We start from the raw sequence: 20116 nt of genomic DNA on the forward strand, positions 1-20116 counted from the left end.
TTTTCGTTTCAGGCGTTGGTGCTGACCAACGAGCCCGAGCTGCTGCCACCGGCTTCGGTCAGCGCCTTGAGCAGCGTTGCCGTGGCGCTGGCGATCGACGCCGTGGTCGCGCCCACCGCCGATTGCGCGGCAGCAACAGCGGAAGCCTTGAGGATCGGCTCCATGTCGCTGGCCAGGACTTCCTGCAAGCGTTTCTGCTGCTCGGCCAACTGCTTTTGCATTTTCTTGATCATCTCGCGCAATTGCTTGATGTGCGCCGGTTCTTCGCCGGCACTGGCCTCTTCCTTTTCCTTGGCCTCTTCAGCCTTGCCGCTATCACGCAGCTTGGACAGGTCGACACTGACCGCGCCCGTCGCTTCCATCCCGGCCTGTCTTTCCTGGCCGGTGACGGTGATGCCGGTGTTGATGCTGCTGTTCAATGGGGTCCCGTTGATTGATACGGCGCTAAAACCTGCCATGTTTCTATCGTCCTGATGGTGTTGGGGTTAACCCGGCTATCGGCCACATAGGCGCAAACTTGAACCAGGCGCCCCCCCGGATAAATTTGCCCGCACGCCACTCGTCCCTCCTGATACCCAAGCTTTGCCCACGGCACGCCTGTGCACCGGGCAAACCGTTCCGATCAGCCTAACGTCGAGATGGCAATGACCACATCCCGTTCCCGCAAAGCCCTCTACATCGGCCTGCCCCTGGCCCTGGCAGTGGCCGCTGCCACCGCCGGCTACCTGTACTTCAAATCCCAGCACGGCTACCCGCGCCCGATCGTCGAACAGGCCAATGCCCTGCACGAGCACATGCTGTCGTTCGACAGCCATGTCACTGTGCCGCTGAACTTCGGTAGCGCCGGCAACGAGATCGACAAGGACGGCCACGGCCAGTTCGACCTGGTCAAGGCCGGGCAAGGGCGTTTGTCGGGCGCGGCGTTGACCATTTTCGGCTGGCCGGAGCTGTGGAACGGCGCCAATGCCCCGCACCGCCCGACCCCGGGCTTTGTCGACGAAGCCCGGCACCAGCAGGAGGTGCGCTACAAGATCATCAGCAACATGGTCCGCGACTTCCCCAACCAGGTCGGCATTGCCTATACCCCGGATGATTTCCGGCGCCTCAATGGCGAAGGCAAGTTCGCCGTGTTCATCAGCATGCTCAACGCCTACCCGCTGGGCCACGACCTGTCACAGCTGGACCTGTGGGCCAAGCGCGGCATGCGCATGTTCGGCTTCAGCTACACCGGCAACAACGATTGGGCCGACTCCTCGCGCCCGCTGCCGTTCTTCAACGACACCGCCGACGCCCTCGGCGGCCTGTCGCCACTGGGCGAGCAGGCGGTCAAGCGCCTCAACGCGCTGGGGGTGATCATCGATGTGTCGCAGATGTCGACCCTGGCCCTGGAGGACGTCGCACGCCTGAGCCAGGCGCCGTTCGTGGCCTCGCATTCGGCGCCGCGGGCGCTGGTGGATATTCCGCGCAACCTCAGCGACAAGGAAATGCAGCTGATCAAGGACAGCGGCGGCGTCATCCAGGTGGTCGGTTTCGGCCAGTACCTCAAACCGCTGAGCAAGCCGACCCTGGACAAGCTCGAAGCCCTGCGCCTGCGCTTCGACCTGCAACCGCTGCAAGGCCTGGCCAACGCCCTGATGCCCGGCGACGCGGTAATCGCCATCTGGCCCGAGACACGCTTTGGCGAGTACGCCAGCAGCCTCTACGGCATCCTCGATCAAGAACCCAAAGCCACCCTCAAGGACTTTGTCGATGCCATCGACTACACGGTGAAGAAGGTCGGCATCGACCACGTCGGCATCAGCTCCGACTTCAACGACGGCGGCGGCCTGGAGGGTTTCAAGGATGTCAGCGAGATCCGCAACGTCACCGCCGAACTGCTCACCCGCGGTTACTCCGAGGCCGATATCGGCAAGCTGTGGGCCGGCAACTTCCTGCGGGTGTGGGCGCAGGTGCAAAAAACCGCCCAGCCCGTTGCCGCCACCGCCACCCCTTGAGCCGGAAACCGCCCGCCATGACAGATCGCCGTACCTTTCTCAAGCAGGCCGGCCTGCTCGCCGCCAGCCTGCCGTTGCTACCCGAGGCGCTGGCCACCCCGACCGCGCCGCTGAGCGGCAGCGACAAATGGCGCAACCTGCGCCAGCTGTTCCCCCTGGATCCGGACTACGCCCACTTTGCCAATTTCCTGGTCACTGCCCACCCGCGCCCGGTGCAGGAAGCCATCGATTACTACCGCGCTGAAGTCGACCGCAACCCGGCCAGCCGCATGGACTGGGAGAGCCAGTACGAATGGCAGCGTGAAGGCGAGGTCCGCCAGTGGGCGGCGCGCTACCTGCAAGTCAGGCCCCGGCAGATCGCCCTGACCGGCAGCACCACCGAAGGCCTGGGGATGATTTACGGGCGCTTGCAGGTCAGCCCGCAACAGGAAATCCTCACCACCGAACACGAGCACTACTCGACAAACCGCACCCTGGCCTTCCGTCAGCGCCACGAAGGCACCCAGGTGCGCAAGCTGCGCCTGTTCAGCCAGCCCTGGGAAATTTCCACCGACCAGGTGCTGAGCACGATCGACCAGGCCATCACCCCCAACACCCGGGTGCTGGGCATGACCTGGGTGCACTCGGGCAGCGGCGTAAAGCTGCCGGTCGGGCAGATCGGCGAACTGGTGCGCCGGCACAACCGCGAGCGCGATGAAAACCAGCGGATCATTTACGTGGTCGACGGCGTGCACGGCTTCGGTGTCGAGAACAGCACCTTCGCCGACTTCAACTGCGACTACTTCATCGCCGGCACCCATAAATGGATGTTCGGCCCGCGTGGTACCGGGATCATCTGCGCCGCCTCGGAGAAGATGCAGCACCTGACCCCGACCTTCGCCACTTTCTCCGAGGACGAAGATTTCGCCACCATCATGACCCCCGGCGGCTACCACGCCTTCGAGCACCGCTGGGCACTGGGCAAGGCCTTCGAGCTGCACCTGCAACTGGGCAAGGCCGATGTCCAGGCGCGCATCCACCAGCTCAACGACCTGCTCAAGCAGCGGCTCAAAGAGCACAAGGCCATCGAACTGGTCACCCCGCTCAGCAGCGAACACTCGGCGGGCTTCACCTTCTTCAGGGTCAAGGAACGCAACGCCGATGCCATCGCCGCTTACCTGGTGCAGAACCGGGTAATGGTCGACGCCGTGTCGCGCGACGTCGGCCCGGTGATTCGCTTCGCTCCGGGCCTGCTCAACAACGAGCAGGAAATCGATCGGGCCATGGCCCTGCTGATCAAAAAACTCTGAAAAGGCCTTCGCATGTCTTCACCACTGCTCTACCCGCTATCCGTACTTGTGCTGCTGACCAGCATCGCCAGCGCCCAGGCCGCCGACGCGGTACAACCGGGCAAGGTCTTTCGCGACTGTAAAAGCAGCTGCCCGGAAATGGTCATGCTGCCGGCCGGCAGTTACACCATGGGCACCCCGGACGACGAAGTCGGCCGCCAGCCCGACGAAGGCCCGCAACACACCGTGACCTTCGCCAAGCCGTTCGCGGTCAGCCGCTACCAGGTAACTGCCAGTGAATGGGACGCCTACTTGCGCGAGTCCGGGGCCAAGATTGCCGACGGCGACACCCGCCCGGGCCGCGAGTGCAAGGCCAGCAAGCCGCGCTACCAGCAAGGCCCGCGACAACCGGCGGTGTGCATGAGCTATCACGATGCCCAGGCCTATGCCGACTGGCTGACGAAAAAGACCGGCAAGCGCTACCAGTTGATCAGCGAAGCACAGCGCGAATACGCCGCACGCGCCGGCAGCAACGGGCCGTTCCCGTTCGACATGGACCCGGACGGCGACTACCAGATCAGCCGCAACGCCAACGTCTACGGGCCCAGGGATGGCTTCAGTTTCAGCTCGCCGGTGGGCAGCTACCCGGCCAACGCCTTTGGTGTGTACGACATGCACGGCAACGTCTACGAATGGGTCGCCGACTGTTATCACGACAGCTACGAAGGCGCCCCGAACGACGGCAGTGCCTGGCAGCAGGCCGACTGCAAGGTGGTGGTGATTCGTGGCAACGACTGGGGCGAGGCGCCGATTTTCTCGCGCTCCGGCAACCGCAACGCCAACCTGCCAGGCAACCGCGGAGACTGGATTGGCGTACGCCTGGTCCGCGAACCGTGACGGGCCAACGGCGCTAAATTGTCCCGCAAGCCACTCGTCCTATCGTTGTAATCCCCAAGCCCCGGGGGCCGCCTTCGAGGCTATCGGCCCCGACACTGAAGGAACCGATAGCATGAGCCAGATCCATTTCCCCCAGAAGGTCCACGACCTCGTCGGCGTGGGCTTCGGCCCTTCCAATCTGGCCCTGGCCATTGCCCTGGAAGAGCTCGCGCAAACCAATGGTCACGCGCTGGATGCGCTGTTCATCGACAAGCAGCTGGACTACCGCTGGCACGGCAACACCCTGGCGACCCAGAGCGAACTGCAAATCTCCTTTCTCAAGGACCTGGTGTCGCTGCGCAACCCCACCAGCCCCTACAGCTTCGTCAATTACCTGCACCAGAAGCAGCGCCTGGTCGACTTCATCAACCTCGGCACCTTCTATCCCTGCCGCCTGGAGTACAACGACTACCTGCGCTGGGCCGCCGAGCACTTCGCCACGCAGGCCAGCTACGGCGAAGAAGTACTGCGCATTGAGCCGGTGCTCGACAGCGGCCGGATCCGCCACCTGAAGGTCATTTCGCGTGACGCACAGGGCCAGGAGCATGGCCGCCTGACCCGCTCGGTGGTCGTCGGCAGTGGCGGCACACCGAAAGTCCCCGGCATCTTTGCGGCCTTCAAGGACGACCCGCGAGTCTTCCACCATTCTCGCTACCTCAGCAGCCTGGCCGGCTTGCCCTGCACCGAAGGCAAACCCATGCGCATTGCGATCATCGGCTCGGGGCAAAGCGCCGCGGAAGCCTTCATCGATCTGAACGACAGCTTTGCGTCGGTCAAGGTCGACATGATCGTGCGCGCCTCGGCGCTCAAGCCGGCCGACGATAGCCCCTTCGTCAACGAAGTCTTCGCCCCTGTGTACACCGACCTGGTGTTCAACCAGAGCAGCCCGGAGCGCAAGAAGCTGATTGATGAATATCACAACACCAACTATTCGGTCGTTGATATCGACCTGCTCGAACGCATCTACGGCATCCTCTATCGCCAGAAGGTCGCCCATCAGTTCCGTCACGCCGTGCTCTGCCGCCGCCAGGTGCAGGCGGCCTCCGCCACGGCCGATGGCATCGAGCTGACCCTGGAAGACCTCTCGACCGGGCAACAGCAGACCCATCGTTACGATGCCGTGATCCTCGCCACCGGCTACGAGCGCCGCTCGCACCGCGAACTGCTGGCACCGCTACAAGACTACCTGGAGGACTACAGCGTCGGCCGCGACTACCGCGCCCTGGCCAGTAGCGACCTGCAGGCCGCGGTGTACTTGCAGGGTTTCTGTGAAGCCACCCATGGCCTGAGCGACACCTTGCTCTCGGTGCTGCCGATTCGCGCGGCCGAAATTGGCCAGTCGCTGTACGACACCCTGGGCAAGCAGGCAGTGCCTGCTTTTGCCACTTCCCATGCGCCGACTGCGCTGACCAGCGCCTGAGCCAGGAACCCTTCATGAGCAAGCAATACCGTGGCGCAATGCGCGAGCTGTTGGCGCTGTTGCGCCCTTTCTGGCCGCAGGTGGTCGTGTCGATTGTTCTGGGCATGATCGGTGGCTTGAGTGTCACCGCCTTGCTGGCGACCATCAACGATGGCCTGCACAGCCCGCAAGGCCTTGGCCCGTCGCTGATTGCCAGTTTCGCCGGGCTGTGTGTGGTGGCGTTACTGAGCTCGATTCTGTCCGATATCGGCAGCAACCGCATCGGTCAGAAGATCATCGCCAACCTGCGCAAGGAGCTGGGGGAAAAGGTCCTCAGCGCCCCGATCGGGCAGATCGAACGCTACCGCAGCCATCGCTTGATTCCGGTGCTGACCCACGACATCGATACCATCAGCTCGTTCGCCTTCGCCTTTGCGCCCCTGGCCATTTCCCTGACCGTGACCCTGGGCTGCCTGGGTTACCTGGCAATGCTGTCCTGGCCAATGTTTGTCATGATGCTGCTGGCAATCGGCATCGGCACGGTGATCCAGTACGTGGCCAGGGCTCGTGGCATCAAGGGCTTCATGGCCGCTCGCGAAGCCGAGGATGAACTGCAGAAACACTACAGTGCGATCGCCGAGGGCGCCAAGGAGCTGCGCATCCACCGCCCCCGGCGCCAGCGCATGTTCGTCGCGGGGATACAAAAGGTTGCCGAGCATATCTGCAATACCCAGATTCGCTCGATCAATACTTTCGTGATTGCCAAAAGCCTCGGCTCGATGCTGTTCTTCGTGGTCATCGGCCTGGCCCTGGCCCTGCAGTCGTTCTGGCCGAGCGCCGACAAAGCGGTAATGAGTGGCTTCGTGCTGGTGTTGCTGTACATGAAGGGGCCGCTGGAGCATCTGGTCAGCACCCTGCCCATAGTCAGCCGGGCGCAGATCGCCTTTCGCCGGATCGCCGAGTTGTCCGAGCAGTTTTCATCGCCCGAGCCGCACCTGCTGCTCAGCGACCAGGGCGCGCCGACAGTGAGCGTCGAGCGCCTGCAACTGCTTGATGTCTGTCACAGCTACCCGACCCGGGACGGCTGCGCGCCCTTTCACCTGGGGCCGGTCAACCTGGATATCCGCCAGGGCGACATTGTCTTCATCGTCGGCGAAAACGGCTGCGGCAAGACCACGCTGATCAAGCTGTTACTGGGGCTCTACCCGCCACAGCAAGGCCAGATCCGCCTCAACGGCGAGGTCATCGACGATCGCGCCCGCGATGACTACCGGCAACTCTTCACCACCATTTTTGCTGACTATTACCTGTTCGACGACCTGGTCAATGACGGCCTGCAGGTACCTGCCCTAGCCTCGCAATACCTGGAACGCCTGGAGATCGCTCACAAAGTCAGTATCCGTGACGGCGCCTTCAGCACCACCGACCTGTCGACCGGGCAACGCAAGCGCCTGGCCCTGGTCAATGCCTGGATCGAAGAGCGCCCGGTGCTGGTGTTCGATGAATGGGCCGCCGACCAGGACCCGACGTTCCGGCGCATTTTCTACACCGAGCTGTTGCCCGACCTCAAGCGCCTGGGCAAGACCATCATTGTCATTTCCCACGACGACCGTTACTTCGATATCGCCGATCAACTGATCCGGATGAAGAACGGACAAGTCGTGGCCGAACGTGCCATGGCTTGAAAAAGAAAAAAGTTTTCCGGATTTGGCCTGCTAGAGCGTCTTACAAAAAATACTAATCATTCTCACTTGTTTGCCTTCGCGCTGGAGCCTCCGTTGACCACTGCATACCGCTTGCCACCCTTCACCAGGGCTTTGCTGATTCGTCGGACTTTAACCAGGCCACTGGCACTGAGTAGCCTGGTCGGCCTCAGCGCCCTGGCTGTCACTGCCCAGGCCCATGCGCAGATGGTCGCGTTTGCAATTCCAGCGCAATCGCTGGCCAGCGCCCTGCAGGCGTTCGGCACCCAGGCCAACATCCAGATTCTCTACAGCCCCGACGACGTCGCCGGGCTTAGAAGCCGCGCACTGAACGGCACCAAGGAGCCTGCCCAGGCGATTGCCGAACTGCTCGGCGGGACCAGCGTGCGCTACAACCTGCAAGGCGATGTGCTGACCATCCATGGCAACAAGGGCGGCGCCGACCTGACCCTGGATGCCACCACGGTCAACAGCTCATCCCTGGGCCTTACCACTGAGGGCACCGGGTCCTACACCACCGGTGAAACCAGTACGGCGACCAAGATGAACCTGTCGATGCGCAAGACCCCGCAGTCTGTCAGCGTAATCACCCGTCAGCAGATCGAAGACCAAGGGCTGTTGAGCATCGCCGATGTGCTCAACCAGACGCCCGGGGTGACGGTCAGCCAGGACAATACCGAGGTCAATACCTTTTATTCCCGGGGCTTTGAGATTTCCAACTTTCAGTTCGACGGCCTGCCCAGCCTCAGCACCAATGCCCCGTTGCGCGACAACTACGGTTTGATCGGCACCGCCATTTACGACCGTATCGAGATCCTGCGCGGCTCGGCCGGCTTGCTCAATGGCACCGGCTACCCGTCGGGCGTGGTCAACTTCGTGCGCAAAAAACCGACCGCGCAGTTCCAGGGGCATGTGACCGCCGGCGCGGGCAGCTGGGACCAGTACCGCACCGAAGTCGACCTGTCCGGCCCGTTGACCGACAGCAAGCATATTCGTGGCCGGATGGTGGCTGCCACTCAGGATGAAAAAAGCTACATCGACTACCTGCGTCGTGAAGACCACGTGTTCTACGGCATCATCGAGGCCGACCTGTCCGACAGCACCACCTTCGCTTTCGGCATGGACTATCAGAAAGGCAATGCCGACGGCTCGACCAACTCCAACCTGCCGGCGTTCTACACCAACGGCGCGACGGTCAAGCCGTCGCGTTCGACCAACTCCGGGGCAAAATGGTCGTACAGCAACACCGAAACCCAACGCTACTTCGCCAACATCGAACACCATTTTGAAAATGACTGGCTGCTCAAGGTCGAGACCAATTTCCGCCGCTATGACGTCGACAACCTCACCGCCACCGCCAACGGCCAGATCGACGCGGTCACCCACTCGGCCAACGCCTTTACCAGCAAGTACTACTCGACCTCCAAGGAAGTCGACGTAGCGGCTTATGCCACCGGCCCTTTCCAGCTGTTCGGGCGCACCCATGAAATGGTCATGGGCCTGAACTGGGCACGCAACGAAAACGAATCCGGTACCCATTCGTTCGGCAGTTACAAGATCGATGACTTTTTCAACTGGGACAACAATCCGGTCAAGCCCAGCAAACTGTTGTTCACCGTGCCTTACGACACCGTTGCCCGTGAGCGTGCCGGGTACTTTGCGACCATCCTCAAACCGACGGACCGGCTGAACGTGATTCTCGGTTCACGGGTGACCGACCACTACTGGAACCAGGATGGTTTCAACCCGTTGCTGCCCAACCCCAACACCCATTACAACTCCCGCGAAAGTGGCGTGGTCACCCCTTACGCGGGCATCACCTATGACCTGGACGACTACCACACCGTTTACGCAAGCTACGCCGATATCTTCAAACCGCAACCGTTCAACCCCGATCGCAACGGCACGCCGCTGGAGCCACTGACCGGTGAAAGCTACGAAGTGGGGATCAAGGGCGAATACTACGAGGGCCGCCTGAACGCCAGCCTCGCGCTGTTCACCTCCAAGCAGGACAACGTCGCCGAAGCCGACGGCCTGCGTGTGGACATTCCCAACGCCACGGCTTACAAGGCGGTGTCAGGCGCTACCACCAAAGGCTTTGAAATCGAAGTCTCGGGTGAACTGCTTCCCGACTGGAATGTTCATGGTGGCTACACCTACCGCACCTCCGAAGACAAGGACGGCAACAAGGTCAGCACCACCCAGCCTGAACAGATTGCCCGGTTCGCAACCACCTATCGCCTGCCCGGCCTGCTCAACCGCATGACAGTGGGCGGCAACGTCTCATGGCAGAGCAATATCTACTACGACACCACCCTGGGCTTTGGCCCCGGCGCAATCCCCGCCCGCTTCGACCAGAAGGGCTACACCCTGGTCGGCCTGCTGGCCGGTTACGATTTCAGTGACAACCTGCGCGGCAACATCAACCTCAACAACCTGACCGACCGCAAGTACTTCAGCGGCATGGGCTCCTACGGTTCGACCTTCTACGGCGAACCGCGCAATGTGATGGCCAGCCTCAAGTATTCGTTCTGATCCAGGGCACAGGAAAAAGGGGCACTGAACGTCGGTTCAGTGCCCCTTTTTCATGGCCAGGGTGAAACCTTTGCCTCAACGCTCGAACGCCTGGCGCAGGTCTGCGCATAACTGCGTGTAGATCTCCGTGATCTGGCCAACCACCGAGCCCAGGCGCAAAAAGTCATGGGTCAGGCCGGGGTATTCCCTGAGCGTTACAGGTACGCCCTGCTCCTGCAGCCGGTGTGCATAGGCCCGGCCCTCATCAAGCAGCGGATCAAGCCCGGCCAGGGCAATGCAGGCGGGGGCAACGTTGCTCAGCTTATCTGTCAGCAACGGCGAAAAGCGCCAGTCACAGCGGTCTTGCGCAGCACTCTGGTAGTGCTGGTAGAACCACTCCAGCGTCTGGCTCTCGAGCAAGTAGCCTTCGGCGAACAGCTCCATGGAGGCGCTGCGCCGGGAGGCATCCGTCACCGGATAGCACAGGAGTTGCAAGCGCGGCTGCAGCGCCGCGTCCGGCCCCGCCTGGGCAGCCTGGGTCGCCAACACGGTGGCAATGGTCGCGCCGACACTGTCGCCGGCAAACGCGACCCGGGCAAGGTCCAGCTGCAGGGCCCGGGCCTGGCCGGGCAACCAGGCCAGGACATCCTCGCCATCGAGCAGCGGCTGCGGAAAACGGTGTTCGGGCGCCAACCGGTAGCCCACCGACAGCACTGCACATTGGCCGCCTGCGGCAAACTCGCGACAAACGCCATCGTGCGAATCCAGGCTGCCCACCACGTAGCCACCGCCGTGGAAGTACACCAGCAACGGCAGTGCCCCCCCGCATTGCCGGGCACGATACAGGCGCACCGGCACCGCGCCGCCGTCGCGGCTGGTGACCGTCAGTTCCTGACAGTCGAGCCGCTGCTCGACGGGCCAGCGCAGTTGCTGGGTAGTCTGCTCGAACGCGGCCCGGGCCTGCTCCGGGGTTTGTTGATGAAAAGGCAGATCGAGCGGGCCGCGGCTTTCCTCGGCCAGGTCGAGGAAATCAGCAAGATCAGGGTGCAAAGACATTTGAGCTTCCTAAACGGTGTATCGAATCGTGCCGGCAAAGGTTTGCCGGCACACAGGTTGGCGGCTCAGGCGGCCTGGGCCAGGCAATGGCTGATGATCGCCTGCAGCTCGCGCTGATAGTCGTCCATCAACTGGCGAATGGTTTCACGACGATAGCGCCGGGTACTGAACACACAACGCAAGGCCAGGCGGCCGTCGAACACCTGGCCGACAATCTCCAGCCAGTTGCCCAGCGGCGCTTGCAGGCTGTAGCACGCCCCCACGCTTTGCTCGGCCGGCACCAACAAGGCGCGCTCGTCAAAGCTCTGGTCGAACTGGCCCAGGTAGTTGAAGGTCACCCTGGCCTGGGCCAGCCCGGCAAATTGCTGCCTGAGGCTATTGCCCGCCAGGTAGCGCAACACGCCGTAACCCAGCCCCTTGTCGGGGACCGCCGCCAACTGGCGCTGAACCCCGAGCAGGCTGGCGCGGATGTCATCCTCGGCACCGGGCACCAGGCGTACCGGGTACATGCTGGTGAACCAGCCCAGGCTACGGCTCAAATCCAGCTCGTCGAACAGGTCTTCACGACCGTGACCTTCAAGCTGGATCAACGCCGCATCCTGCCCGGTCCAGCGGCACAGCACGCGACTCAAGGCGCCCAGCAACAGGTCATTGATCTGCGTCTGGTAGACCGCCGGCACCTGGGTCAACAGTTCGCTGGTGCGCTGGGCGTCGAGCTCCATGCGCTCTACCGCATGGAAGCCGACCAGGTTCTTGCCACGGGGGTTATCGCAAGGGAAAGGCTGCCCCGAGTCTTGCAGTTGTTCGAGCCAGTACCCCAGCTCGCGCTCCAACAGCAGCGGCGCTTGTTGTTCAAGACGGGTCGCCCAGGCCTGGTAGCTGCTGGTGCGAATCGGCAACTCCGGGCTGTTGCCCTGGCTGCAAGCCTGGTAGGCCTGTTGCAAGTCCTGCAGCAAGATGCGCCAGGACACCGTATCAATCGCCAGGTGGTGAATGACCAGCAGCAAGCGCTGCTCGCCGGCAAAGGTGATATTCAGGGCGCGCATCAATGGCCCTTGCTGCAGGTCCAGGCTACGTTGCACCTGGGCCGTCAAGTCTTCCAGCGCCGCCTCATCGGCCACGCTCACCTGCTCCAGCAGCGGCTTGTCGGCCTGGGCCTGCTGTGGCCGATACGCCTGATACCAACGTTCGCCCTCCTTGGCAAAGCACAAGCGCAAGCCATCATGCTGCTGCACCACAGCCTGCAAAGCCTGCTCCAGCGCCTGCGGCTCGAGTGCCTGGCGCGAGCGCAGCATCAATGCCTGGTTGAAGTGGTGCGCCTCTGGCATGTTCTGGGCGAAGAACCATTCCTGGATCGGCAACAGGCTGAACCGGCCATCGCTGACCAGGTGGCTCAGGTCCTCCTGCTGCGCAGCACCGGCAAAGACCTGCTGATCGAACAGGCCGGCGATGGTCTGGTAGCGCATCAGGTCGCGCAACTTGAGGTTGATGTCCAGCTGCGGGTGATTACGCACGCGGGAAATGACCTGCAAGCTGAGAATCGAGTCGCCGCCCAGCTCGAAGAAGTTGTCACTGATGCCAACCCTGTCGACTTGCAGCACCTCGGCCCAGACCTGCGCCAGCAGGTGTTCCTGCTCGCTGCGCGGGGCCAGGTAGCTATCGGCGCTGAAATCCGGCTCTGGCAAGGCCTTGCGGTCGAGTTTGCCGTTGAGCGAGATGGGCAGTGCCGCGAGGCAGATAACCTGTGCCGGGACCATGTAGTCGGGCAGCACCGCGCGCAGACCGCTGAGCAGTGCCGGCCCCTGATCGATGCCGTGCGGGGTGACCGCGTAGGCAATCAAGCGCTTGCCGGCGGCAAAGTCACGGGCAATGACCAGCGCATCGCTGACCCCGGGTTGCTGGCGCAGGCAGGCCTCGACTTCGCCCAGCTCGATGCGAAAGCCGCGAATCTTTACCTGGTGATCGATACGACCGACGTAGTCGATGATGCCGTCCTCACGCAGGCGCACCAGGTCACCACTGCGGTAGGCCCGGGTTCCTGGCTGGCCGAAAGGGTCCGGTACGAAGCGCTCGGCGGTCAGGCCCGGGCGACGATGGTAGCCTCGGGCGACCCCCTCGCCAGCAATGTACAGCTCGCCGGCGAAGCCTGCAGGCAACGGGTTGAGGTCATCGTCCAGGACCTGCAAGGCGCGCAAGCCGACGGCGCGGCCGATCGGTGCATACGCAGCTTCACAGGTCGAATCGGCCGGCACTTTCCATAGCAGCGGGGTGACCACGGTCTCAGTCGGTCCGTAGCCATTGGTGAAGTACTGCGGGCGCAATGCTGCCTTGACCAGCTCGAAGGTCTGTTCGGGTACGGCGTCGCCGCCAAAGCAGTAGATGTTCACCGCAGGCGCAGGCTCGCCACACTGGCGGGCATACTCGGCAACCTGCTTGAGGTAGGCCGGCGGGAAGCAGGCGATGGTGATTGCCTGCTGCCCAAGGGCCTTGAACGTCTGCTCCGGTGTCCACAGTTCGGCGTCGCGAATGACCAGCGCCCCGCCGCTGCCGAGGACGCTCAACCAACGCTCATGGGCACCGTCGAAGGCAAACGACATAAAGTGCAGTTCGCGGGTGCTGGCGTTCATTTCGTAGCGTTCGATAATTGCCTGGCAGTGCATGCTCAAGGGCCCGCGGGTAACCGCCACGCCCTTGGGCTGACCGGTGGAACCGGAGGTGTAGATCAGGTACGCCAGGTTGCGATCATCGCCGCAGGCAAGCGCTGGCCCGACGCGCTGTTCATCAAGCGGCAGTCGATCCATCTCTACCCGTGGCAACAGCGCCGGCAGCGGCAGGCGCCCGAGCAGATCGCTGTGGGTAATGACCAGGGCCATGCCCGAGTCCTCGATCATGTAGGCCAGGCGCTCGCTCGGGTAATCGATGTCCAGCGGCACATACGCCGCGCCGCACTTGAGCACGGCCAGCAGTGCCACGATCATCTGCGGCGAACGCTCCAGGGCCACCCCGAGCAGAACTTCAGGGCCCGCGCCCTGCGCCATCAAGGTCGCGGCCAGAGCATTGCTCTGGCGCTGCAGGGCGGCATAGTCCAGGCGCTGCCCCGCACATTCCACCGCAATCGCCCCGGGCTGACGCCGGGCCTGTTCGTCAATCAGCTCGACCACCGACAGCGGACGGTACTGCCGCGCCGGCTGTGCCCCCCAGGCCTGCAGTTGCTGCCACTGCGCGGTATCCAGGCGTTGCAGGTTACCCACCCGCTGCAGCGGTGTCTCGAGCATGGCCGTCAGTAGCCCCTCCATGGCGTGACGGATGCCCTCGACGGCCTGCTCGCTGAAGGCACTGCGCAAATGCAGGTATTCGATCGACAGGCTGTCGTTGAGGTGGACGGCCAGGTCCATCGGGAAGTTGGTGACATCGTGATTGCGTGACTCGCCAAAGTGCAGGCCGCTGTCCCGGGCCTCGCCAAGCCGCTCATCGATCGGGTAGTTCTCGAACACGATGATGCTGTCGAACAACGCCTGTCCGCCCATGCCTGCCCAACGCTGGATATCCGCCAGCGGCACATGGGAATGATCGCGCACGTCCAGGTTGTAGGCTTGCAGGTCGCGCAACCAGGCATCCAGCGCTTGTTCCGGCTTGATGCGGTGAATGACTGGCAAGGTATTGATAAACAGGCCCAGCAGGGTGTCGGCATTGGCCAGGCCCTCCGGTCGCCCGGCAACCGTGGCGCCGAACACCACGGTGTCCTGGCGCGTGTAGCGTTGCAGCAAGAGCAGCCAGGCGCCCTGAATCAGGGTGTTGGGGGTGATACGCAAGTCACGGCACACCTGCTGCAACCGTGCAGTGCGCGCTGCATCCCAGCGGGTGTACAGCGCCCGGTGACCGGGCTCGCTGCTGCTGTGCCGCGGATGCACCGCCTGGCTCAGCGAAGTCGGCTCGACCAAAGCCTGCAGGCGCTGCTTCCAGAACTGTTCGAGGCCCTTGGCGTCCTGCCCCTGCAGCCAGCCGATGAAGTCGCGAAAGCGCCCGCCTGGCGCCGCAACCTGCGCGCCACAGTAATGCTGCAGCACTTCTGCGAGCAGACGTGAATTGCTCCAGCCATCCATCAGGATGTGGTGGCTGGTCCAGATCATCCGGTATTGCCCGGGGCCGGTACCAATCAGCAACAGGCGCAGCAACGGCGCGGCGCCGATATCAAAGCCGCGGGCCCGTTCGGCGCTGGCACATTGCGCGACACGCTGTTCATCCCAGGGTTGATCCTGCCAGTCGAGGGTCTGTACGTGCAGCTTGACCCGGCGCTGCACGACTTGCAGCGCCGGCGTCTGCCGATCGGGCCAATGAAAGCTGGTACGCAGGGCCTCGTGGCGGTCGATTGCCGCCTGCCAGGCCTGGCAGAATCGCTCGACATCCAGGCCCTGCACCGGCAACTGCACCTGGTTGATGTAAAGCGCCGACTCGTTGTCTTCCAGTGTGTGCAGGAGCATGCCCTGCTGCATCGGCGAGAGCGGGTAGATGTCTTCGATTTCGCCGGCGGCAATCGGCAGTTGGTCAAGCCAGGCCTGCGAAACCTGCGCCAGCGGGAAGTCCGAGGGGGTCACCGCGCCAACGCCCTGATCGCAGCAATGCTCGATCAGACGCTCGAGCTCCTCGCTGTACTGCGCGGCCAGGTGCGCGATCGTCGCCTCATCGAACATGCTGCGGCTGAAGGTCCAGCCTATGCTCAAGGCCGAGTCGTACACTTGGCCATTGAGGCTCAACCAGTTGCCCAGCGGCGCGTCCAGGCTGCGCTCAAGCCCTCGGTTTTCAGCGGCGGGAACGAACAGTGCCTGATCGCTGCTGAAACTGGCGTCGAACTGCCCAAGGTAGTTGAAGGTCACCCGCGGCACCGGCAATTGCGCCAGGCTTTCACGCGCCTGCTGATCACCCAGGTAACGCAGCACCCCGTAGCCGATGCCTTTGTCCGGCACCGCCCGCAGTTGCTCCTTGATCCCCTTGAGGGTGTCGCTCCACTGCTCGAAGGCCTGCAACTTGAGCGCAAACATGCTGGTGAACCAACCCAGGGTGCGGGTCAGGTCGACCTCATCGAACAGCTCTTCACGGCCATGGCCTTCAAGCTGGATCAGGCAATGGTCGGCGCCGGTCCAGCGCTGCAACACCCTGGCCAGGGCTGCCAGCAGCAGGTCGTTGATCTGCGTGCGGTAAGCCGCGGGAGCCTGCTGCAACAGCTTGCGCGTCAGCTGCGGGCTCAACTGGCTGTACAGCGTCAGCGCATCGCGACTGCGCAGCGTACCGTCGGCGTGATCCTGGGGCAGCTCGGCGCATGCGCCCTGCAACTGCTGCTGCCAGTAGCCGAGCTGCGCCTGCAGGTTGTCGCCCCGCGCATAGGTTTGCAGACGTTCGGCCCAGGCTTTGACCGAAGTGGTCTTGGCCGGCAAGGCCACAGGCTGGCCTGCCGCCAACTGTGTGTAGGCCTGTTGCAGGTCTTCGAACAGGATGCGCCAGGACACACCATCCACAGCCAGGTGGTGGACCACCAGCAACAGCCGTTGCTGACCGTCGGCCAGGGTCGCCAACAGCGCCCGCAGCAACTGCCCTTGTGCCGGTTGCAGGCTGCGCTGGGCCTCGTCGCAGTCGACTGAAAGCGCGGCCAGGTCGACTGGCGCGATTTGCCACAGCAGCGGGGCCTGCGCCCAGTGCGCAAGCAGGCGCTCGGGCTGCAGATAGCACACCTGTTCGGCGCTGAAGCACGAACGCAAGACATCGTGGTGCATCACCAACGCTTGCAGCGCACGCTCCAGCAGGTCGGCCTGCAGCGGCTGTGATGGCTTGAGCAGCACCGACTGGTTCCACTGGTGACGCTGGGGGATGTCACTGGCAAAAAACGCCTGGTGGATCGGCAGCAGCAACGCCGCGCCACTGACCAGGCCCTGGTCCACTGCATCGCCTTCGCCGACCTCGCGAGACCGGGCGACCGCCGCCAGGCTCTGCACCGTCTGGTGCTGGAACAGCTCTTTAGGGGTGAACACGATGCCCTGGCGCCGCGCGCGGCTGACCAGTTGAATGGACACGATGGAGTCGCCGCCGAGTTCGAAAAAGTTGTCGTTCAGACCCACCCGTTCAACCTTGAGCACCTCTTGCCAAAGCGCCGCCAGCGCCACTTCCACGGCACTGCCCGGGGCCACATAGGCCTGCTGCATCTGCTCTGCATCAGGCACCGGCAGCGCCCGGCGTTCCAGCTTGCCGTTGGGGCTCAACGGCAGGCTGTCGAGGAACATCAGTTGGCTGGGCACCATGTAGTCGGGCAAGGCCGCCAGCAAGCGCGACCGCAGCCGCTCGCGCGCCTGCGCCTGGCGCTGGCGGTCGTCGCCAGGCCAGTCGCGCCGGGCCGGCACCAGATACGCCACCAGTTGCTGGCCATTGGCAGTGGCAACGGCCAGAACAACCGCCTCGTGGATTTCATCCTGTTCCAGCAAGCGTGCCTCGATCTCGCCCAGCTCAATGCGCAGTCCACGGATTTTTACCTGATGGTCGATCCGCCCGCGGTACTCGATCACCCCGTCACTGCGCTGACGCGCCAGGTCGCCTGTGCGGTACATACGCTCGCCGCTGGCGAACGGGCTGACGACAAACCGTTCGGCGCTCAGGCCCGGACGGCGATGATAGCCGCGCGCAAGCCCGATACCGGCCAGGTACAGCTCACCCGTTACCCCCACGGGCACCGGCGTCAGCTCGTCGTCCAGCACATAGGTGCCAAGGTTGGCAATCGGCTGGCCAATTGGCACGCTGTCGCGGCCTTCGTCGCGACAGGTCCAGTGGGTAACATCGATTGCCGCTTCGGTCGGTCCATACAAGTTGTACAAGCTGGCTTGCGGCAAGCGGCTCAGAACCTGTTGCTGGGCATCCGCCGGCAACGCCTCGCCACTGCAAATCACTCGGCTCAGCGAGGTGCAAAGACCCGCCTGGTCATCGAGCATGAACACCTGCAGCATCGAGGGCACAAAGTGCAAGGTGGTTATCTGTTCACGGCGGATGACCTCGATCAGCCGCGCAGGATCCTTGTGATCACCCGGCGCCGCCAGCACCAGGCGTGCCCCCGTCATCAGCGGCCAGAAGAACTCCCACACCGAAACGTCGAAGCTGAACGGCGTCTTCTGCAAGACCCGGTCCTGTTCGCCCAGGCCATAGGCCTGTTGCATCCAGCACAGCCGGTTGGTCAGGGCCAGGTGGCGGTTGGCCGCGCCTTTTGGCTTGCCCGTGGAGCCGGAGGTGTAGATGACATAGGCCAGGTTCTGCGGGTGCGGGTAGCACGCCGGGTTGCTGACAGGCCAGCCATCCTGAGGTTGATCGAGCAGCAGGCATTCGACATCGGCCGGCACCGGCAAGCGCTCACGTACCGATTGTTGGCTCAGCAGCAGGCGCATGCCGCTGTCCTGCATCATGTAGGCCAGGCGCTCCGCGGGATAATCCGGGTCCAGCGGTACATAAGCGCCGCCAGCCTTGAGCACCGCCAGCAGGCCGATAACCATTTCCAGGCTGCGTTCGGCGGCAATACCCACCAGCACATCGGGCCCGACACCTGCGCCCAGCAAGCGGTGTGCCCACTGGTTGGCGACCTCATTGAGCTGGCGGTAACTGAGCTGCGCAGCACCCAGAACCAGGGCTACCCGGTCGGGTGTGGCCTGCGCCTGTTGTTCGATCAACTGATGCACGCAACACGCCAAGGGGTAGTCCATCGCCGTGTCGTTCCAGCGCACGACCTGTTGCTGCCACTGATCGCTGTCGAGCAGGGGCATGGCCGCGACGCGCTGATCGGGCTGTTGCACGATCGCCTGCAACAGGCCCAGCCAATGCGCAGCCATGCGCTCGACGGTCGCGCGTTCAAACAGGTCGCTGGCGTAGGTCAGGCCGGCGGCAAGCCCGCTCGGGCTGTCATGGGTATCGAGCATCAGGTCGAACTGAGCGGTGTGCTTTTCCCACGCCAGCGCCTCGATCGTCAGGGGCCCGCCCTGCCCCGCCAGCTGGTGACGCTTGCGCGCGTCGCTCTGGTGGTTGTACATGACCTGGAACAGCGGGCTGTGGCTGAGGCTGCGCTCCGGGCGCAACGCCTCGACCAGTTGTTCGAACGGCAAATCCTGATGAGTCTGGGCATCGAGCACTGTCTGGTGCACGGCCTGCAGCAACTGGCGGAAGGTCAGCTGATCGTCAAAGCAGGCCTTGATCACCTGGGTGTTGACGAAAAAACCGATCAGCCCCTCGGTCTCCACCCGGTTGCGGTTGGCCGAGGGTACCCCGACACGAATCTCGGCCTGGCCACTGTAGCGGTGCAGCAACAGCTCGAAGCTGCTCAGCAGCAGGGTGAACAGGGTGACATTCTCCTGCCCGGCGAAACGCTTGAGCGCATCGGCCAGGCCATCGGGCAGGCTCAGCGCCAGCCGCGCACCGCGATAACTCTGCTCAGCCGGACGCGGTCGGTCAGTGGGCAGCTCAAGCAAGGGATGCTCGCTACCCAGCTGCGCAGTCCAGTAGGCCAGTTGCCGCTCACGTTCACCTGCCTCCATCCACTGGCGCTGCCAGAGGGCGTAGTCGGCGTACTGGATCGGCAGCGGCGCAAGGTCCGGGGCCCGGCCTTGGGTGAACGCGCTGTAGTACTCGATGATCTCGCGCAGCAGGATCTCCATGGACCAACCGTCAGAGACAATATGGTGCTGGATGAGCAGCAATACGTGTTCATCGGCATCAAGGCGCAGCAGGCAGACGCGCAACAGCGGCCCCTGGCGTAAATCGAACAGCTGGCCGACCTGCTCCTCGACGAAGGCCTTCAGCCGCGCGTCAGAACGCGCCGACGCTGGCTCGTTCGACCAGTCCAGGCAGGTGAAGTCCGCAGTCATGGACGGGTGGACGACCTGCAGGGCCTGCAGGTCGTCGTCGACAAAGGTGGTGCGCAACGCTTCATGGCGCAGATGCAACGCCTCGACACTGCGCTGCAAGGCGCCAAGGTCGAGCTCGCCGCGCAGGCGCAGCGCGAGTGGAATATGGTAGTTGGCGCTGTCTGGCTCCATCTGCCAGAGAAACCACTGGCGCTCCTGCGCATAGGACAACAACAAGGGCTCGTCGGCTTTGCGCTTGAAAATCGGCGCGACATTGAAGAGGTTGATCCCTTTTTGCTTCAGCAGTATCGCCAAGGCTTTGCGTTCCTTTGACGAAAGCGCTCCAACTGCCCCGATCAGCTCTTGCACACCCAGACCCTCA

At 63.4% G+C, this 20116-nt stretch carries 9 protein-coding genes; 6 read left to right on the forward strand and 3 right to left on the reverse strand.

Translation table 11 applies throughout. The features are described 5' to 3' along the window. Positions 1–8 precede the first annotated feature (8 nt). Positions 9–419: a hypothetical protein gene (locus LOY37_RS17360; protein WP_258715378.1), complete on the reverse strand. Its 411-nt coding sequence runs from the start codon at positions 417–419 to the stop codon at positions 9–11. 225 nt (positions 420–644) lie between these two features. Between LOY37_RS17360 and pvdM the strand changes: the two genes are divergently transcribed. From pvdM to LOY37_RS17390, 6 genes are all read left to right on the forward strand, one after another. After that, entirely contained in the window at positions 645–1994 is a 1350-nt protein-coding gene (pvdM, locus tag LOY37_RS17365) for a pyoverdine-tailoring dipeptidase-like protein PvdM (protein WP_258715379.1), read from the forward strand. Positions 1995–2011: 17 nt separating this feature from the next. After that, positions 2012–3283: an aminotransferase class V-fold PLP-dependent enzyme gene (locus LOY37_RS17370; protein WP_258715380.1), complete on the forward strand. Its 1272-nt coding sequence runs from the start codon at positions 2012–2014 to the stop codon at positions 3281–3283. Between the two features lie 12 nt (positions 3284–3295). Continuing rightward, a complete protein-coding gene (locus tag LOY37_RS17375) occupies positions 3296–4159 on the forward strand; it encodes a formylglycine-generating enzyme family protein (RefSeq protein ID WP_258715381.1) in 864 nt (287 codons plus the stop codon). 112 nt (positions 4160–4271) lie between these two features. Next, positions 4272–5618, forward strand: a complete 1347-nt coding sequence (locus LOY37_RS17380; RefSeq protein WP_258715382.1) for a lysine N(6)-hydroxylase/L-ornithine N(5)-oxygenase family protein — start codon at positions 4272–4274, stop codon at positions 5616–5618. A 14-nt stretch (positions 5619–5632) separates the two neighbouring features. Beyond that, on the forward strand, positions 5633–7282 hold the full coding sequence (locus tag LOY37_RS17385; RefSeq protein WP_258715383.1) for a cyclic peptide export ABC transporter: 1650 nt from the start codon (positions 5633–5635) through the stop codon (positions 7280–7282). A gap of 93 nt (positions 7283–7375) precedes the next feature. Further along, the gene (locus LOY37_RS17390; protein ID WP_258715384.1) at positions 7376–9835 is read left to right on the forward strand and encodes a TonB-dependent siderophore receptor; all 2460 of its coding nucleotides are present in this window, start codon (positions 7376–7378) and stop codon (positions 9833–9835) included. Positions 9836–9910: 75 nt separating this feature from the next. On the opposite strand, the gene LOY37_RS17395 is transcribed toward LOY37_RS17390, so the two are convergent. Together LOY37_RS17395 and LOY37_RS17400 are read right to left on the reverse strand one after the other, a co-directional pair. After that, entirely contained in the window at positions 9911–10870 is a 960-nt protein-coding gene (locus LOY37_RS17395) for an alpha/beta hydrolase (RefSeq protein ID WP_258715385.1), read from the reverse strand. Between the two features lie 65 nt (positions 10871–10935). Then, positions 10936–20049 carry a non-ribosomal peptide synthetase gene (locus LOY37_RS17400; RefSeq protein WP_258715386.1) on the reverse strand — a complete coding sequence of 3038 codons (9114 nt, stop codon included), beginning with the start codon at positions 20047–20049 and terminating at the stop codon, positions 10936–10938. Positions 20050–20116: the final 67 nt, after the last annotated feature.

Origin of the sequence: Pseudomonas sp. B21-012, from assembly GCF_024749305.1 — a bacterium.
Taxonomy (GTDB): domain Bacteria; phylum Pseudomonadota; class Gammaproteobacteria; order Pseudomonadales; family Pseudomonadaceae; genus Aquipseudomonas.